Raw genomic sequence first — 15,686 nt, forward strand, 5'->3', positions numbered from 1 at the left:
AATTATTTCCACAAAATTCTTTAAAGCTATGGAATTTAAAAGACTATTTGATTTGCTTGAGTATCAGGTAAAAAGTTTTCCAAAAGATGATGCTCTTGCGTGTAAAATAAATGGTAGCTGGAAAAAATTCAGTTCACTTGAATATGCAATCATAGCAGATAAACTAAGCACCGGCCTTATCAAACTCGGAATCAAAAAGGACGACAAAGTTGCTATCGTTTCTCCCAATCGGCCAGAATGGAATTTTGTTGATATAGCATTACAGCAGATAGGGGCAGTGGGTGTACCTGTTTATCCGACGAATACTGTAGAAAACTATAATTTTATCTTTCAGGATGCAGATGTAAAATTGATTTTTGCAGCTGACCAGGAGCTCTATGATAAATCAAAAGAAGCTTCGAAAGGCATAGCATCGATCAAAGAAATTTACTCTTTTGATAACATTGCGGGGGTAAAACACTGGAGCGAGATTAAAAATCTGGGAGAAGAAATTAATACCACGGAACTTCAAAAGATAAAGGCATCAATTAAATCTGAAGATCTTGTCACTTTGATTTATACTTCTGGGACAACTGGAAATCCTAAAGGAGTAATGCTAACCCATTCAAATATTCTGAGTAATGTGGAAGCTTGTGCACCCTTGCTGCCGGTTAATCATCATCATAAGGCTTTAAGTTTCTTACCACTCAGTCATGTTTATGAAAGGATGCTTAATTATCTGTACACTCGCCTTGGGATTTCTATTTATTATGCAGAAAATATTAATACAGTTGCAGAGAATCTGAAGGAAGTGCAGCCGCACATTTTTGTCACTGTACCACGACTTTTGGAAAAGGTATATGACAAGATTGTCGAAAAAGGAGCCTCTCTCAGCGGATTAAAAAAGAAATTATTTTATTGGGCACTTGATTTGGGCCACCAATTTGAAAATAATGTAAATCAAGGTATTTTTTATAACTTTCAACTTTGGTTGGCGAACAAAATTATATTTAACCAATGGAGAGCAGCTCTCGGGGGAAATATTATTGTGATCATTTCGGGAGGTGCGGCTTTGCAGCCAAGACTGGCAAAAGTATTCTGGGCTGCTCAGGTAAAAGTAATGGAAGGATACGGCCTCACCGAAACCTCTCCGGTTATAGCAGTTAACAGACCGGAAGAAGGGGATAGTATGGTGGGGACAGTAGGTTTGGTTTTGCCCAATGTAGAAGTTAAAATTGCTCCAGATGGAGAAATTTTAACAAAAGGTCCACATGTAATGAGAGGCTACTACAATAAACCTGACCTAACAGCAGATGTAATAGACGGCGAAGGCTGGTTCCATACCGGTGATATAGGTGAATTTATTGATGGAAGATTTCTTAAGATCACAGATCGGAAAAAAGAAATGTTCAAAACTTCTGGAGGTAAATACATTGCACCTCAAGCTATTGAGAATAAATTCAAGGAGTCAAGGCTTATTGAGCAGATAATGGTGGTAGGAGATGGAAGAAAATTTGCTTCAGCTTTGATTGTGCCGTCATTTACAGGTCTTAGGGCCTGGTGCTCCATAAAAGGGATTCAATTTTCAGATGAATCTTCTCTTTTGAAAGATCCGGCGGTAATAGAAAAGTTTGAAAAAGAAGTAGAGGCTTATAATGAAAATTTTGCTCAGTTCGAAAAAATAAAGAAATTTCAGCTGGTAAAAGATCTATGGACGATAGAGTCAGGAGAACTGACACCTACTTTAAAGCTTAAAAGAAAAGTAATTCTTGCAAACTTTAAAGATGTGATTGAAAGGATGTATACAGAACCTTAACAAGACTAAAATATATTTCATGAGAAGAAATTTTATTAAAGCCATTTTTTTTAGTGCAGCGTTCATGGCTGCTGCCACCACTTTTGCACAAAAAAAGCAAGCTGCTCAGATTGTAAAAATTGAAAGCCCAGCTGCTGGTCAACAGACTTACAAAGTATCATTGGGCAATACAGTTATGGCGATTGATGCAGGACAGGGTGCAAGAATAACTTCCTTTACTCTTGGAGGAAAAGAGATTATCGGACCTGGCGGATCTACATTCTGGACTAGTCCTCAGGATCCATGGGGATGGCCTCCCGTTCCAGAGCACCATGACAAACCTTACAAAGTAACAGCGACAAAAAATTCTGTTGAATTTACCAGTGAAAAGGATTCTAAGTTAGGTGTAGTTTTAAAGAAAAATATTACTGCAAATCCCGCCGATTCTAGTTTTGTGGTGACTTATACAATCACTAACGAAAGTGGAAAAGAGCTGAAGGTGGCACCTTGGGAAAACACCAGAACAAAAAAATCATCAATAACTTTCTATCCAAGAGGAGAAAAAGAATTTGAGCAAAGCAGCCCTGTAATGAGCGTTCTTAAAATGAAAGACATTGATGGGATAAGATGGTTTGCTTATTCACCTGATAGAGTGACAGATGGCAATATGGCGAAGCTATATGCTGATGGAAGCGAAGGTTGGATAGCTAATACAGACGAAGGTCTTTTATTAATTAAAAAATTCGAAGATACAAAAGCAAGTGAGCGTGCACCAGGAGAAGGGGAGATTGAGATTTTTGCAGATACTCAGAATCCATTTATTGAAATGGAACAGCAGGGAGCCTACAAAACACTTGCACCAGGCGCAAAACTGACCTGGCAGGTGAAATGGTACCTAAGATCTTTACCAGCCAGTGTAACTAAAGAGGAAGGAAATTCCCAACTGGTAAAAATTGTGAGATCAGTTGTAAAAAAATAAATTTTTGAAGGGGAGATGTTTATAACACATCTCCCTTATTTTTTTAACAAATTTTATGGAAAAAGCTGAATCAAAATTGGAAAAGGTGCTCATTCAGCTAAAGTCCCAGGCTCGACCCGAAATACTTTCCTCTCTGTTTAAATTTGGAGTCAATACAGAAAAAGCTCTAGGTATATCCATACCGGTATTGAGAAATATTGCTAAAGACCACAAGAAAGATCACTTGCTTGCCATAGAACTCTGGAAAACAGAAATACATGAGGCGCGGATATTGGCTTCCATGATTGATGATCCTTCACAGCTCCAGGAAAAACAAATGGATTTATGGGTAAAAGATTTTAACTCCTGGGATTTGTGTGATCAGGTGTGTTTAAATCTTTTCAGAAAATCACCTTTTGCTTTTGAAAAGGCAAAGGTCTGGACTGAAGCACAGGATGAATTTGTAAAGAGAGCAGGTTTTGTACTGATCGCCACATTGGCTGTTCATAATAAAAAGGTAGATAATGAAATATTTACAGCATTATTCCCTTTGATAGAAAAGCATTCTAACGATGAAAGGAACTTTGTGAAGAAAGCGGTGAATTGGGCACTGAGACAGATTGGAAAAAGAAACGAGGAACTATGCAACGAAGCAATTGTAGTAGCAGAAAGGATAAAAGGTATGGATAGTAAATCGGCAAAATGGATAGCTAGCAATGCATTAATGGAATTGAGAACAAAGAAATGGAATTAACCATATATTGTGGAATGTATTGAATTTCAAAAAAAAGAGGCTGCCAATTTCTTGGCAGCCTCTCTCCGTTAGGTGGCTAATATTATTTATAACTTTCAATTTCAATATTGTCAACAGCAAGTGGAAGAGAGCTTCCACTATTCCAGAAAAGCACCTGAACATTGTCAAACCATTGTTCTGGCATTTTAGTGTCAATATAAATATCTTTTGTTTGTCCGTCTGTTAACATTCTAAATACTCTGATCGATTTTTCCTTCACAACATTATCTCTATCGCAGTAGCGAACAATAAATTGAGCCATTTTCCATGTATCCCATTCTTTATTTTTGCAACGGAAATTACATTTTACTCTTACCCATTTTGCCTCTCCTTTTGCCTCAGGATTTATTGGGCATTTGTAAATAGGGCTATACTGATTGGAAGCATCCAACATCAGTGATTTAGAACCTGCAATTGGTTCTAATTCTCCTGCTTTAACTAAAGTGTCTGATTCAAAATCATTTTTATATAGAACTTTAACATTTGTCCTTTCTGCAGTAAACTCTTCGTCTGTGTCAAGTAATTTGAAAACATCTTCAGAAACTTCATACCTTCCTACTACTTTCCAGAAATAACTTTTTGTCATTTGACCTACATATAACAAGCCGCCTAAATGAGCCTGATGAGTGAGCCATATATTGAAATATACAAAAAGAGTAGCGATCGCAAGAAAGGCATAATTTAATAGTTTGAGGTTTTGAATTCTTTCAATGAATATTGCCAGAGGAAAAGCAAGTATTGGATAAGATTGAATCATAGCTCTTTGGCCAAGACTTCCTCCATACCACCAAATGTCCCATGCGAAGCATATGTAAATAAATAGAGAGGCAAATGCTGCTGTAGGAATAAAGAGCTTTCTTTGATCTTTTAATAGAAAAAGAAATCCTATTATTGAAAAAACCATTATTGGTGAATATACTAGCCATCCTGTTCTATAGCTGAAGATTCCATTGTATAGATGGGGTTTAGTCCAGCTAAATGATTGCTCTCCATAACTGTAAAAGAGCCAATGGCCGGATGAATATTTCCAGTATATTAATTGTATAGAACCTAATGCAATACAGATTATTGCAGATATCCTTAGTTTTGAGGAGTTTTCTCTGAAAAAATTAATTCTAGTTTGAATTGAATCTCCGCCAAAATCTAATCCCCATAAAATTGGAATCAATATAGAGATGATTTCAGTTGGCCTGATTAAAGCAGCAAGTCCAATACAAGCTCCGATTATAAGGGCCTTTTTGTTATCAGGATTTTTATAAAAAGAAATTGTGGAATATATAAGTATGCAATAGACGGTAAACAAATTGTTATGAGTCATTGCGCCGTCGATAGACGAGTAATTGAGATAATTTGTACCAATGGAAATCAAGAAAAGTGTGATTGCGGTAATTTTATCACTAAAGAAATTCAGTAATACTTTTCTTAAATAGTATAAACCAATAAATGCAACAATCAAACTCCCCAATCCTATTGCAATCTGATAAGGAAAAGAAAATCCATCTGCCGGATAATTTGAGGAAAGGGCATAAAAATGGCCAATTAAAAAAAATGGAAAGTATAGTAGTGATTGACCTATGGAATATTTCAGAACATACTTACCATTGTCTGATGGCATTGCAATATGATCAATTCCGGAAGTCTGATGGTATTTATTTAAAATTGAATCAGTAAACTTTAGCTCCCTGATATCCTTGTAAATAAAAATAGCTGGTAAATAGTAGTAATAACCATTAACATCCCAACTGATTGTTGCTTCGGATTGCGGTTTTTCCCATTTTGGATAATAGAAGAAACTTGCAAAAAATAATATAACACAGCTAATGATTAAGGAATTCTTTGATAGTTTATTTTCCATTATTTAAAAACGTTATATCTGATAATACAATATATTGCTCTGAACCCGTCTTTCCAGTTTATTTTTTTTCCTTCAGCATAAGTTCTTCCATAGTAAGAGATACCAACTTCATAGATCCTTATATTTGGTATTCTGGCAATTTTGGAAGTTACTTCCGGCTCAAACCCAAATCGTTTTTCTTTTAGGTCAAGGCTTTGAACAAACTTAGTATTGAACATCTTGTAACATGTTTCCATATCTGTCAAATTCAGATTTGTAAACATGTTTGACAGAAAGGTTAGGAATTTATTTCCTATTGTGTGCCAAAAGAATAATATCCTATGCGGTTTACTTCCCATAAACCTTGAGCCGAATACTACATCTGCCATTCCTCTGATTACAGGTTTTAGGAGATCATTAAATTCTTCCGGATCATATTCCAGGTCAGCATCCTGGACAATCAGAAAGTCGCCGGTCGCTTCTTTTATTCCAGTATGTATCGCAGCACCTTTACCCTGATTGACATCATGTTTATGATAGATCATAGGAAATTCCGGATGACTTTTCTGGTAATTAAGAATTGCGCCTTCTGTGTTGTCAGAAGAAGCATCATTGATAATGATTACTTCTTTTTTGATACCATTTATTAATTGGACTTCTCTTACCTTATCAAGAATTTTATGTAATGTTTTTTCTTCATTATAGGCAGGAATGATAATGGAAAGCTTTTCGAGCTTCATAAAAATTAAAGATTTATGTATTAAAAGACAAAAATAGGGTTTAAATATTAAAAAATGATATAATTTTAACTACATAAATTACTTAACCCGATTCCAATATTCGGTTCTTCCAATAAGTGAAAAGCCAATGTATCCTCTGACTTTCATAATGTTCTTATCTTGAAGGGAAATTTGACAACTATAAGTATTGCCACTTTTGGGGTCGTATATTTCGCCATCTTCCCACATGTCTTCCTTATTAAATACAAATCCTTTCAAGATTTCAAGACCAACAATAGGTCGATTTTGCAAAGATTTGTCGGGGTTATTCTTGTCAGTGAGCACTTGTCCGTTCTCACCTTTTCTTTTCAACCATATTATTTTACCATAATATTTATTACCGGATTTAAATATTTCAATTCGGCCATTGTCATTTCCAGGCGTTTCCCAGATTCCTATGATTTCATCTCCCGAGTATTGAGCGAATGAATCAGAAGAAAAAAAAACTGAAAGAAGTACAAGTATGTAGAGCGCAATAATTTTTTTCATAAACACTTATTCGAATGAAATACAATTATTAAAAGATAAAAGTAATAATCGTCCTAATAAAAAAAAATCAGGGCTGCCTCATTAAGAGAGCAGCCCCAGGTCCACAGGTAAAAAAATAAAAAAATATCTCCTATATAGTCTTTTTTCTCTTTCTCAACTGAAGGAGCAAAATGCCGCCACTAATTAATCCTCCTGCAAGGAAAATATATGAGCCGCCTTCCAAAGGAATAGCTGCTGCATCGCCCGCGGGAACCGGCTCAGGAGCACCAGTATCAAAAGATGGAGCTTGTGCAAATGCATTTAAACTAAATAATATGGTCAATATGACGGTATAATAAATTTTCATATCAATTATAACTTTACAATTTTGTATACAAATAATTCTTCATTACTCTTCACTTTCAATATGTAAATTCCGCTTCCTTCGGAAAGGGGCATTTGAAGAGGACCTTCCTGGACGTTAGACCATTGAGCTATTTCTGCACCCATAGGATTAATAAGTACAACATCAGCATTTTTTGCTCTTCCGAGTGTAAGTGTTACCTGATCTTTTGCTGGATTAGGGTACACTATCGGTGCAGATTCAGTAATTGAAGTATTATTGCCTGTTATTATAGAAGTGAAGGAAACTCTGAATCTGTCAGAAATGTCTGTTGAATTAGTGGTGAATTCATATTCAGTTTCATTCGAGATTTCTACTTCCTTACCAAGTAATTTATCTGTCAGATAAGCGCTTGTGCCTTGCAGAGTTTCTACATTTTTAAATGAAAAAGAGAATTTCCCTGTTCTTGCAGCAGAAATCTGTAACGGGTAAGATCCTGAAAGGAGAGGAATTGAATTGATAGAAAGGTCTTCACCATCTGAGGATTTCGTAGAAATGTTGATGACTGTTCCAGGAAGTTTGTATGCATCAAATTCATCATCAAAATTTTTGCTTGAGCCATCCACTTCTCGGAATAGCAGCTCATCAGACAGGTCTTCAATTTTATCGTTTAGTATAACTTTCAAAGAAGACTCAACAAAAGCGGTTCTTAAGAAACTTGTAAACTGCTTTGATTTCGCGGACTCATTAATAATCAGTTTAGGATTTGCTCCGGTTGCCTTGATAAAGAAAGCTTGTCCAATCGCAATAGTCGGGCCTCCATCATTTGTCGAAGCTCCGTTTACATAAGATGCGTAACCAGATTTAGCCGGATTCCAGATATAAATTCCACTTGTGATGTTAGTTTTTGTCCAGCCATCTGCATTTGTCCAATCAATTGGAGAAAGATACGGATTGGCAATTAGGTTCCAGCCACCATTATCATATCCGGCAGCATCAAAAGTAATATTCAAATCCTTTGTTCCTTTGAAAGGGATACCTGCAAAAACTATCCTGTCCGATTGGAAACTATAAACTCTGAATCCTGTACCTGGTGCATATGGACTAGTTAGGCCGCTTGGGGCCACCCAGTGATTTAAACTTGTCTTGGTGCCGTCATATGCATAAATGCTTTGGTTTTTTCCTCCGAAGCCCAATGTAATAGATGCATCAAGAGTTTTTAGTGTCTGATTAACCATTGGGTTACCAACAAATGACCAGCCACTTACTACATATTGAGCATTTCCAATCAGTCCATTTCTAACAAAATCAGTTACCGGAGTTGTGCATTTGTCCAGTGCCTGTATCCATAAAGTGTCATTGTTAGCATCAATAAAACCACTAAGGATGGATAATGTATCAAGACTATAATCAGATCCTTTGTAAACTACTCCATTCGGATTTTTTATGATTAGATGTTTGAAAAAATCACCATTATTTTGATACTCATTTAATGTAGGGTTATAGACGCTTGTAAATTTTCCTTTTATAGTCTGATTTGCTGTGCTTCCGTCCATAATAACCGGATAGTTAAAAGATGATCCACTATTTGTTATGTCACCTTTTACCGATAATGAATATGGGCCAGAAACTATTGAGTTTCTTATATCCAGATTTTTAACAGATAGATCCGAAGCATTGATGTTTGGATATCCGTTTATAATTAAAACATCGTCATTTTGTGTCGGAACGGTTCCCTGAGACCAGCTTGAACTGCTAGTCCAGTTACCTGATGATACTTTCCAGCAGTTTTTATTGCAAACCAATTGGATGTCACTATCAGCTAAATTTTCAGGAAAGTTTGGTAAACATGTAAATTGATTTCCTTTAGCTTTAATTCTATACAAAGACTCTGGTAATGTTGGGATACTTGGCAGATTATTATTTTCACAATACAGCTCTGTTAATGCTGCTGGAATTGTGCCAGTAAACGAAGTAACTTTAGTTTTCGAAAAGTTTAAAATTTGCAAGCCTGCAGGTGCGGCAAAAGAAGTGATGTTTGTATTTGATAAATTTAGGTAATAAAGAGTCGCAGGAAGTGAAGAAAGCGTTCCGCTAAGATTATTAGAGCTAACATCAAGATACACAAGATTTGCCGGTAGTACTGGAACAGCTGTTATCTTATTGGAATCTAGATACAAATACTCCAGAGTTGAAGGGATTGATGGAACACTTGTAAGTAGATTTTTAGATACGGATAAATTTTTAAGACCAACAGGTAAAGTTGGCAAACTAGTCAGTTTGTTTTTTGATATGGATAAGTTTTCCAGACCTGATGGTAACGTTCCCAAATTAGAAATTAAATTATTCTCTGCATTTAGGTAATTAAGAGAGGAGGGAAGTGCAGGTAGATTTGTCAGCTTATTATTTGATACATTAAACTCTTTAAGACTATCAATTGAGGTATTAACTTGAATGTTCTCCAGAGCATTATTATTAAGATATAAATTAGTTATGCTTGAAGGTAAAGTTATGTCTGTTAGTTTATTGTAACTTAAATCCAGAGTCTTTACTTGACTATTTGCCAAAGCAGCATTTGTAGACTGAATTTTGTTCGATCTCAACCACAATGTTGTCAGATTAGAAGGTAAGCTATCTGGTAGAGCAGCAATATTGCTAGCGGTTAACTCCAGATATTTCAGATTAGACGGTAATGTCGGAATTACTGTTACCGTTTCAACTTCTGATTGATTTCCTAGTGACAGTGATTCTAAACCGGCAGGCAAATGTTTTAATGCACCAGGTGCATTTACTGAAATAGAGTTGCTATATAAATCTATCTTTTTTAAAGTAGCAGGAAAAGTATCAGGAAGGATTTTAACGTAGTTCCATCTGACAGAAAGGTTCTCCAGCTTGGTGAAGTATTTAACCCAGCTGATATCATTCATCGGATTTTTATAGTCAATAGTTAATGACTTTACATCCTTGAATTTGGCACAATTCGGATTTATGACATCTTTATTATCAATGTCTTTCGTAACGCAGCCTGAATAATAGGTTTTCAAATATAAGATATGCCCTGTCTTTGTTTCCTTTTCCGGGACATCATTCTTAAAATCTTCCGGTGGATCAAAATTTTGTGCATTGGCACTACCGATTGCAGCTGACAACAGTAATGCTGTCAATGGTTTTCGTAATTTTAAAAATTGCATAGAGTATGTGTGATTTTTGTATGAGAAAATTAGTCCCAACACAATACTCTATATTTAAAATACTTAGCGCAATACCTACCGATAGGTATTTTTAAAAGTCATTCGACGGATGTATGAATAATGTCAATCAATCACTTAATTTCTGGTATAATCAGAAGTGGATTGCTCCATTTTTTTATACAAATAGAATGAGGGAAGGAAAAAGAGAAGTAAAATCGGAGTATCCAGCAACTTCATGAAGGCAAATGTGAGCGGCTCTGTAATGTCATTAAACTGAGGAAGTATTCTTCTGCTGAGCACAATCAGGGCAGCTGCACTGAATATGATGAGGTCTGTTACCATATAATAGTAAAGAATTTTTTTCTCTCCGGTAAAAACTTTCACTATGAGTCCGTGAATAAATGCCCTATGCATAATAAAAGTCAGAAGAAAGAAAATAGGGAATTTAGCTACCTGGGGACCTATAATTGGTGAATTGGTTTTATATAAATCCAGAATTGATGTTCTGTTTAAATCGAGGAGGCTTTGATATAAATACAGCGCAAGACAGACTAAAATTCTTTTACTGAGCAGTTTTTGCGACATGAGTTAGTTGTTTTTTTGCCCAATAAAGCCAGACTATAAGCATAAAACCATAGACTACAAAGTTAAAGGTGTATTTGTGGTTAAAGTCAAAACTCGTATTATAAAAGTAAAAATTAAGAATCAGAAGGATTACTCTTAACATGTTTAATACATGAATCGCAAAAATTCCCAGTGGTAAGAACCAGATCTTGGATTTCCACGATGCAGGAAAAGCAAGAACAAAGCAGGTAAATAAACCAAAAAAAGCAAGGCCATTACAAGGCGTTCCGATATAGAGGGTAGGACGACCATCGAGAGAAATGCAATAAGTTTCTTCAACCCAGTTAAGATTCAATCCTGTCAATGAAAAAAAATAGCTGCTCGACCAACCCAGAAATGATGAAATTTTATAAGAAAAGGGCGATGTGCTAAGATAGGAAGCATAAAAAGTTTCCCAGATGATGTATAACAAAATGACTGTTGCAAGGAATACAAATACTGGATTTTTGCGGCTAAAAAAACTCATGATTAAGATTTCTGATATCTAAGATACATATTTTTTGACAGGGATTTTTGGGATTAAGGGATAGACAGGATTTTCTTCGACAAAAAATTAAAATCCTACAAAATATGCTTGTGGGTTAAAGGTTAAAATTGGTTTTTCACTCCAAAATCTTCGAGCTCCTCGTTCAAAGTTCAAAAATCAGAGCTTTTAGTTCCAATTTCCGTGCTTTGTGCCCAAAAATCCGAGCGTTTAACCCCAACTCTCGAGCTCTGAGGTCAAAACTCCGAGCTTTTTAGCTCGAATCCCCGAGTTTGGCGGTCAAAATTTCGAGCTTTTAACCTCAATCTCCGAGCACTAAGGTTAAGAATTAGAGCTTTTAACTCTAATCTCCGAGCTTTGAGGTTAAAAATTCAAGCTTGTAACTCAAACCCCCGAGTTCTTAGACTCAAAAAATCATTTTGAGTCTTCGAACTTTCAGGGGTTATTTTAAAAATGAACAATCTTAAAAAATTCACATTAGACTCTGGAAAGCTTTCTATTTGCAAGTAACAGAGCCAATGCTGCTGCACACATTACCCCTTCGATAAACATCCAATTTGTTCCGAAGCTTCCAAGAGCTCCGTCTTTAACCATTGTAAGAATTCTTGAAACAGAATAAAAACCGCAAAGTAGTGCGACAAATGCCAGACCCTGAAGCTTGTTTTTAAAAAGTAGATAAATTAAAGTGATGAAAATGGTCATCCCTGCCCCTCCATAAACTCCTCGGATTGAGCTATAAGCATCAGTATTGGGAAGCTTAACCTGTACTAAGTCCATTACTGACTGAGGATCAGAAAATGCCATCACACTTACCATCAGAATACCTAAAGCTGTCAGGCAGATGATGAACGTTCCCGAGTAATTTATAAATCTGTTCATAAATGTAGTTTGTTGTCCTGCTGACAAAATAAGCGTATCTTCAAAAAAAGCTTGTTGCTCTTTACGCCAATCTATTAGCATAAATACGCCATGCGTGTACACAATGAAATTTTAAAAACGCTAATTAATAATGCTTCCCATTTTGGAATTGACGAAATGGAGATTTATAAAGACACCGGACTTAATGCCGGTACTTTAAACGAGGCGGAGGGCATGCAGGATTGGAGTGCTGGTATAAAGGTCTGGGAATCTATATTGCAAAGGTCAAATTACAGACAGATTAGTCTGAATTTCGGAAAAAGAATCACCTTCTCTGTTCTCGGGTGGATTTCTCCACTGGTGTCAAGCAGTTCGGATTTGCTTACCGCATGGAAAAGCATTGTAAATTTTTTTCCATTAATGGGAGATATGTTTGAGTATCATTTGCTCGAATTATCAGATGGCTCTGTTAAAATAGTATATAAGCCATCAGCAACTTGGGTGGAGAAAAGCTCTGTTACAGCTGCAATGGCAGTAGAGCATGCAATGAGTCTGACACTGGCGATTTCAGGGTTCCTCGTTGGCCAGAAAATCACCCCTTTGAAAGCGAATTTCACTTATGGTGTAAAGCCAAGCGACAGGAGTTTTTATCAGGATATTTTTGGAAATGTTTCTTTTGGGGAAAATGAAAACAGCCTACATTTTTCAAAAGAAACATCAGAAACAAAAACAGTTTCCGGAAATCAGCTCACTTATGAGTTTATGCTAAAGCTTTGTTCGGAAAAGCTTAGCGGCGTTCAGCGTTCTGCCGGATATTATTCAAAAGTAAAACGAATACTTTTTAATAAGGAGAGCTATTACAATCTGAAAATTGAGGAGGTGGCAGCAATGCTTAACACAAGCACAAGGACATTACAAAGAAATCTGAAGGAAGAAGGATACACTTATCAAAGCATTTTGGACGAACATCTCGTCGATAGCGCTACAACACTGTTAGCTAAACCTGGAGTGCAGATTCAGGAGGTAGCGTTTATTCTTGGTTTTGAAAGTGCCCAGAGTTTCAGCAGGGCAGTGAAGAAAAAGACAGGCAAAAGTCCGACGTCATTAAAGGCAAGCATCTTTAAGGACTAACTTCAGAAGACTCCTGTGCAGACACTTTTTCAGGAAAGATTCCAAAGTAAATCCCGCACAGAGAAGAAAATGCAGAGATCAGGTAAAAGAGCATACTAACTGTCACAGAAGCGCTCATGTCAAGGTTAAAGTGTTCTGCACCATAAAGAAATGTCAGTTCTCTAGCTCCAATGCCCCCAATAGTAAAAGGAAAAGCTGCCACTATAGAAGATACCAGAAATATAAACACATAAGGAAGGTATTGCTGCTTGACACCAACCAACATAAGAAGGAGCAGAATACATATTACCTGGAGTATCTGTCCTGCAAGACTTTGAAGGTTTGTTTTATTAAATACTGTCAGATATTTTTTGTAGAAAAGATAAAGTGCACCCCAATAAACGGCAAGTGTGGCTGGTAATGAAAAGAGGGAAAGATAAAAGAAAACAGGATGGTTGTAAAAAAGAAAAACCGCACAAATTTCACCTAAAAATAGAATAGCTACCATGCCACTTACCCGATCAATAATACTGAGGGATAGCAGATTTTTCAGGGGACTTTTAAATAGTTTGTGCAGATAATACACCTTATACCCATCGCCTCCAACACCACCAGGCAGTAGCAGATTATAATACATTCCCAAAAGGTAAAGCCTGAAATTTACTGCATCCGGAATATTGATATTTATAACTTTCAGAAAATGCTTGAACCGGATAGCAGTAATGTATTTTGATACTAGGTATAAAAGAAGAGTTGGAAAAAGCAGCCAGTAGTCAGAGTTCTTTAGGAGGTTAAAAACATCTCTGATATTTACCGATCTGAATACAAAGAATAAGGCAACCGAAGAAACCGAGATTTTTAAGAGAAGCTTTAATACTTTAATGGTGTTTTCTTTACTCACTTTTTACTATGAAATAATATCTGCCATCATACTGAAACTCAAACAGCTTTTTGAATGAATGCTCCTGAAAGTAAAAATTTTCCATGATATAATACACATCCTTTTTTTCTCCCACATAATCTCTTTGCAAAATTCTTTTATTTTGAGTGGTAAGATAATATGTCAGATTGTGCTTGATGAAACTGTTTTTATAAATATATAACGGAAGATCTTTACAAATCTTTGCAGAAGCGACTACATCCTGTTTCCACTGCACTTCCGGAGAAACAGTTGCCCTTTCCGGCAACACAAATAGGTCAAATCCGATTCTGGCGATGATCAGAGCAAGAGGCAGATAGAACAGATTTTTTCTTCCGCTTTTGAAGAAAAAATATGTAATAGTAATCAGCGTAATGAGTAGTAAAGATGCCTTTAAGTTTTTTAAAGAAATCTGCGCATGAATCTCCGCAAAAAATGGGAAGCAAGCCATTACGACAAATACAACAAATGCTACTGACAATAAAATGGAAGTTATTAACTTTTGCTTTTCTGCACCTTCTTTGAAATAAAAGTATATCAATATAGAAAAGATGAAGGGGAAAAGCAGAAATAAATACCTAGGTCTTGTCTCCGGAGAAATCCAATAGATTGGAATGTTTACAGCAACAATAATCAGGCAAAAAAAGATAAACGGATTGTTTTTAGCAATCGTGAAAAAATCTTTCCTGAAGCAGGTAACAATCAGTAACGACCAGGGCATCAGATGAAATAGATATTCGAAAGGAAAGATGAACAAGAAGGATAAAGAGGATTTCCAGTTATTTTCGAATGCTGTTCTTTTGCTTGACTCACTCCAAAGGGTTTTAAGGAAATCGTCAGAAGAGTTGTATTTATTGTAAATCAGAAAATAGCTCCCGATTATTAACATGAAAATAGCTATCCCTAAAAAATGAGCGGGGTGAAATAAAGCTTTCAATTTTTTAAAGATTAAAAATGTAACACCTAGTGATAATCCCAGAAACACCAAGGCCGGGAGTCCTTTCATCAAAAAGGCAAGAGCGGTGAGAAAGTATGAAGAAGGAAAGAGTAGATAATAGCGCTCTTTTACAATGAAATAGAATATCGAATAAATAGCAAGATAAAGGATCAATGAGAATAGTATATCTATATGACCAAGCATGGAGTCATAAAATAACATTCTCCCGAATGTTAAAAATGCAAAAGCAGAAAGCAATGCAATTTTAGATTCGACATGCTTTTTCATGGTAAAATAGATTGTAACAGAAAAAGCCAGAAGAGAAACAACTGCAGGTAATCTCAGTATCCATTCGTCTGCTCGCCCGGAGGTATTAAAAAGTAAGACGAGCAGCCAGTTATATAAAGGAGGTTTGTTATAATATGCTTCGCCATTGATTGTAGAAAAAATGTAATTTTTGCGAAGCATAAATTCAAGTGCGACCAATGCTCTTGTTGCTTCATCGCCGAGTGTTGGCATGACATCCAGATTGATCAGCAGTGCGGGAACTGCCAGAATACAAATAAGAGCAACAAGATATTTGTTGCTTTCTATTTTTTCCAACATTAAGATGT

At 36.1% G+C, this 15,686-nt stretch carries 14 protein-coding genes; 4 read left to right on the forward strand and 10 right to left on the reverse strand.

The annotated features are described in order from the left end of the window. The first annotated feature begins 28 nt into the window (after positions 1-28). From J7604_RS00285 to J7604_RS00295, 3 genes are read left to right on the forward strand one after another with little or no spacing between them, the layout of a single operon-like run. Entirely contained in the window at positions 29-1,795 is a 1,767-nt protein-coding gene (locus J7604_RS00285; RefSeq protein ID WP_293889704.1) for a long-chain fatty acid--CoA ligase, read from the forward strand. 19 nt (positions 1,796-1,814) lie between these two features. Next, entirely contained in the window at positions 1,815-2,753 is a 939-nt protein-coding gene (locus J7604_RS00290) for a DUF4380 domain-containing protein (RefSeq protein ID WP_293889706.1), read from the forward strand. Between the two features lie 55 nt (positions 2,754-2,808). Continuing rightward, positions 2,809-3,486, forward strand: coding sequence for a DNA alkylation repair protein (locus J7604_RS00295; RefSeq protein ID WP_293889708.1), 678 nt, complete (start codon positions 2,809-2,811; stop codon positions 3,484-3,486). 82 nt (positions 3,487-3,568) lie between these two features. Here the strand turns inward: J7604_RS00295 and J7604_RS00300 are convergent, their stop codons facing one another. From J7604_RS00300 to J7604_RS00335, 8 genes are all read right to left on the reverse strand, one after another. Next, positions 3,569-5,380 carry a hypothetical protein gene (locus J7604_RS00300; protein ID WP_293889710.1) on the reverse strand — a complete coding sequence of 604 codons (1,812 nt, stop codon included), beginning with the start codon at positions 5,378-5,380 and terminating at the stop codon, positions 3,569-3,571. After that, positions 5,380-6,099: a glycosyltransferase family 2 protein gene (locus tag J7604_RS00305; protein WP_293889712.1), complete on the reverse strand. Its 720-nt coding sequence runs from the start codon at positions 6,097-6,099 to the stop codon at positions 5,380-5,382. Before J7604_RS00305 ends, J7604_RS00300 begins: the two co-directional genes overlap by 1 nt. Positions 6,100-6,177: 78 nt before the next feature. Continuing rightward, positions 6,178-6,627 carry a DUF2147 domain-containing protein gene (locus J7604_RS00310; RefSeq protein WP_293889714.1) on the reverse strand — a complete coding sequence of 150 codons (450 nt, stop codon included), beginning with the start codon at positions 6,625-6,627 and terminating at the stop codon, positions 6,178-6,180. A 130-nt stretch (positions 6,628-6,757) separates the two neighbouring features. Continuing rightward, the gene (locus J7604_RS00315; RefSeq protein WP_293889716.1) at positions 6,758-6,973 is read right to left on the reverse strand and encodes an LPXTG cell wall anchor domain-containing protein; all 216 of its coding nucleotides are present in this window, start codon (positions 6,971-6,973) and stop codon (positions 6,758-6,760) included. Positions 6,974-6,978: 5 nt separating this feature from the next. After that, positions 6,979-10,140 carry a T9SS type A sorting domain-containing protein gene (locus J7604_RS00320; protein WP_293889718.1) on the reverse strand — a complete coding sequence of 1,054 codons (3,162 nt, stop codon included), beginning with the start codon at positions 10,138-10,140 and terminating at the stop codon, positions 6,979-6,981. Positions 10,141-10,275: 135 nt separating this feature from the next. Beyond that, positions 10,276-10,725 carry a hypothetical protein gene (locus J7604_RS00325; RefSeq protein WP_293889720.1) on the reverse strand — a complete coding sequence of 150 codons (450 nt, stop codon included), beginning with the start codon at positions 10,723-10,725 and terminating at the stop codon, positions 10,276-10,278. Beyond that, on the reverse strand, positions 10,703-11,230 hold the full coding sequence (locus tag J7604_RS00330; protein ID WP_293889722.1) for an archaeosortase/exosortase family protein: 528 nt from the start codon (positions 11,228-11,230) through the stop codon (positions 10,703-10,705). Before J7604_RS00330 ends, J7604_RS00325 begins: the two co-directional genes overlap by 23 nt. Positions 11,231-11,725: 495 nt before the next feature. Further along, positions 11,726-12,208: a DUF4345 domain-containing protein gene (locus J7604_RS00335; RefSeq protein WP_293889724.1), complete on the reverse strand. Its 483-nt coding sequence runs from the start codon at positions 12,206-12,208 to the stop codon at positions 11,726-11,728. A gap of 75 nt (positions 12,209-12,283) precedes the next feature. Here J7604_RS00335 and J7604_RS00340 point away from each other — a divergent pair, with 75 nt between their 5' ends. Continuing rightward, positions 12,284-13,237 carry an AraC family transcriptional regulator gene (locus tag J7604_RS00340; RefSeq protein WP_293889726.1) on the forward strand — a complete coding sequence of 318 codons (954 nt, stop codon included), beginning with the start codon at positions 12,284-12,286 and terminating at the stop codon, positions 13,235-13,237. Here the strand turns inward: J7604_RS00340 and J7604_RS00345 are convergent. Both J7604_RS00345 and J7604_RS00350 read right to left on the reverse strand, forming a co-directional pair. Then, positions 13,227-14,117 carry a lysylphosphatidylglycerol synthase transmembrane domain-containing protein gene (locus J7604_RS00345; RefSeq protein WP_293889728.1) on the reverse strand — a complete coding sequence of 297 codons (891 nt, stop codon included), beginning with the start codon at positions 14,115-14,117 and terminating at the stop codon, positions 13,227-13,229. The genes J7604_RS00340 and J7604_RS00345 overlap by 11 nt on opposite strands. Beyond that, positions 14,110-15,678, reverse strand: a complete 1,569-nt coding sequence (locus J7604_RS00350; RefSeq protein WP_293889730.1) for a glycosyltransferase family 39 protein — start codon at positions 15,676-15,678, stop codon at positions 14,110-14,112. Before J7604_RS00350 ends, J7604_RS00345 begins: the two co-directional genes overlap by 8 nt. Between the last annotated feature and the right edge of the window lie 8 nt (positions 15,679-15,686).

Source organism: Sporocytophaga sp., assembly GCF_017745095.1.
In the GTDB taxonomy this organism is placed as follows: domain Bacteria; phylum Bacteroidota; class Bacteroidia; order Cytophagales; family Cytophagaceae; genus Sporocytophaga.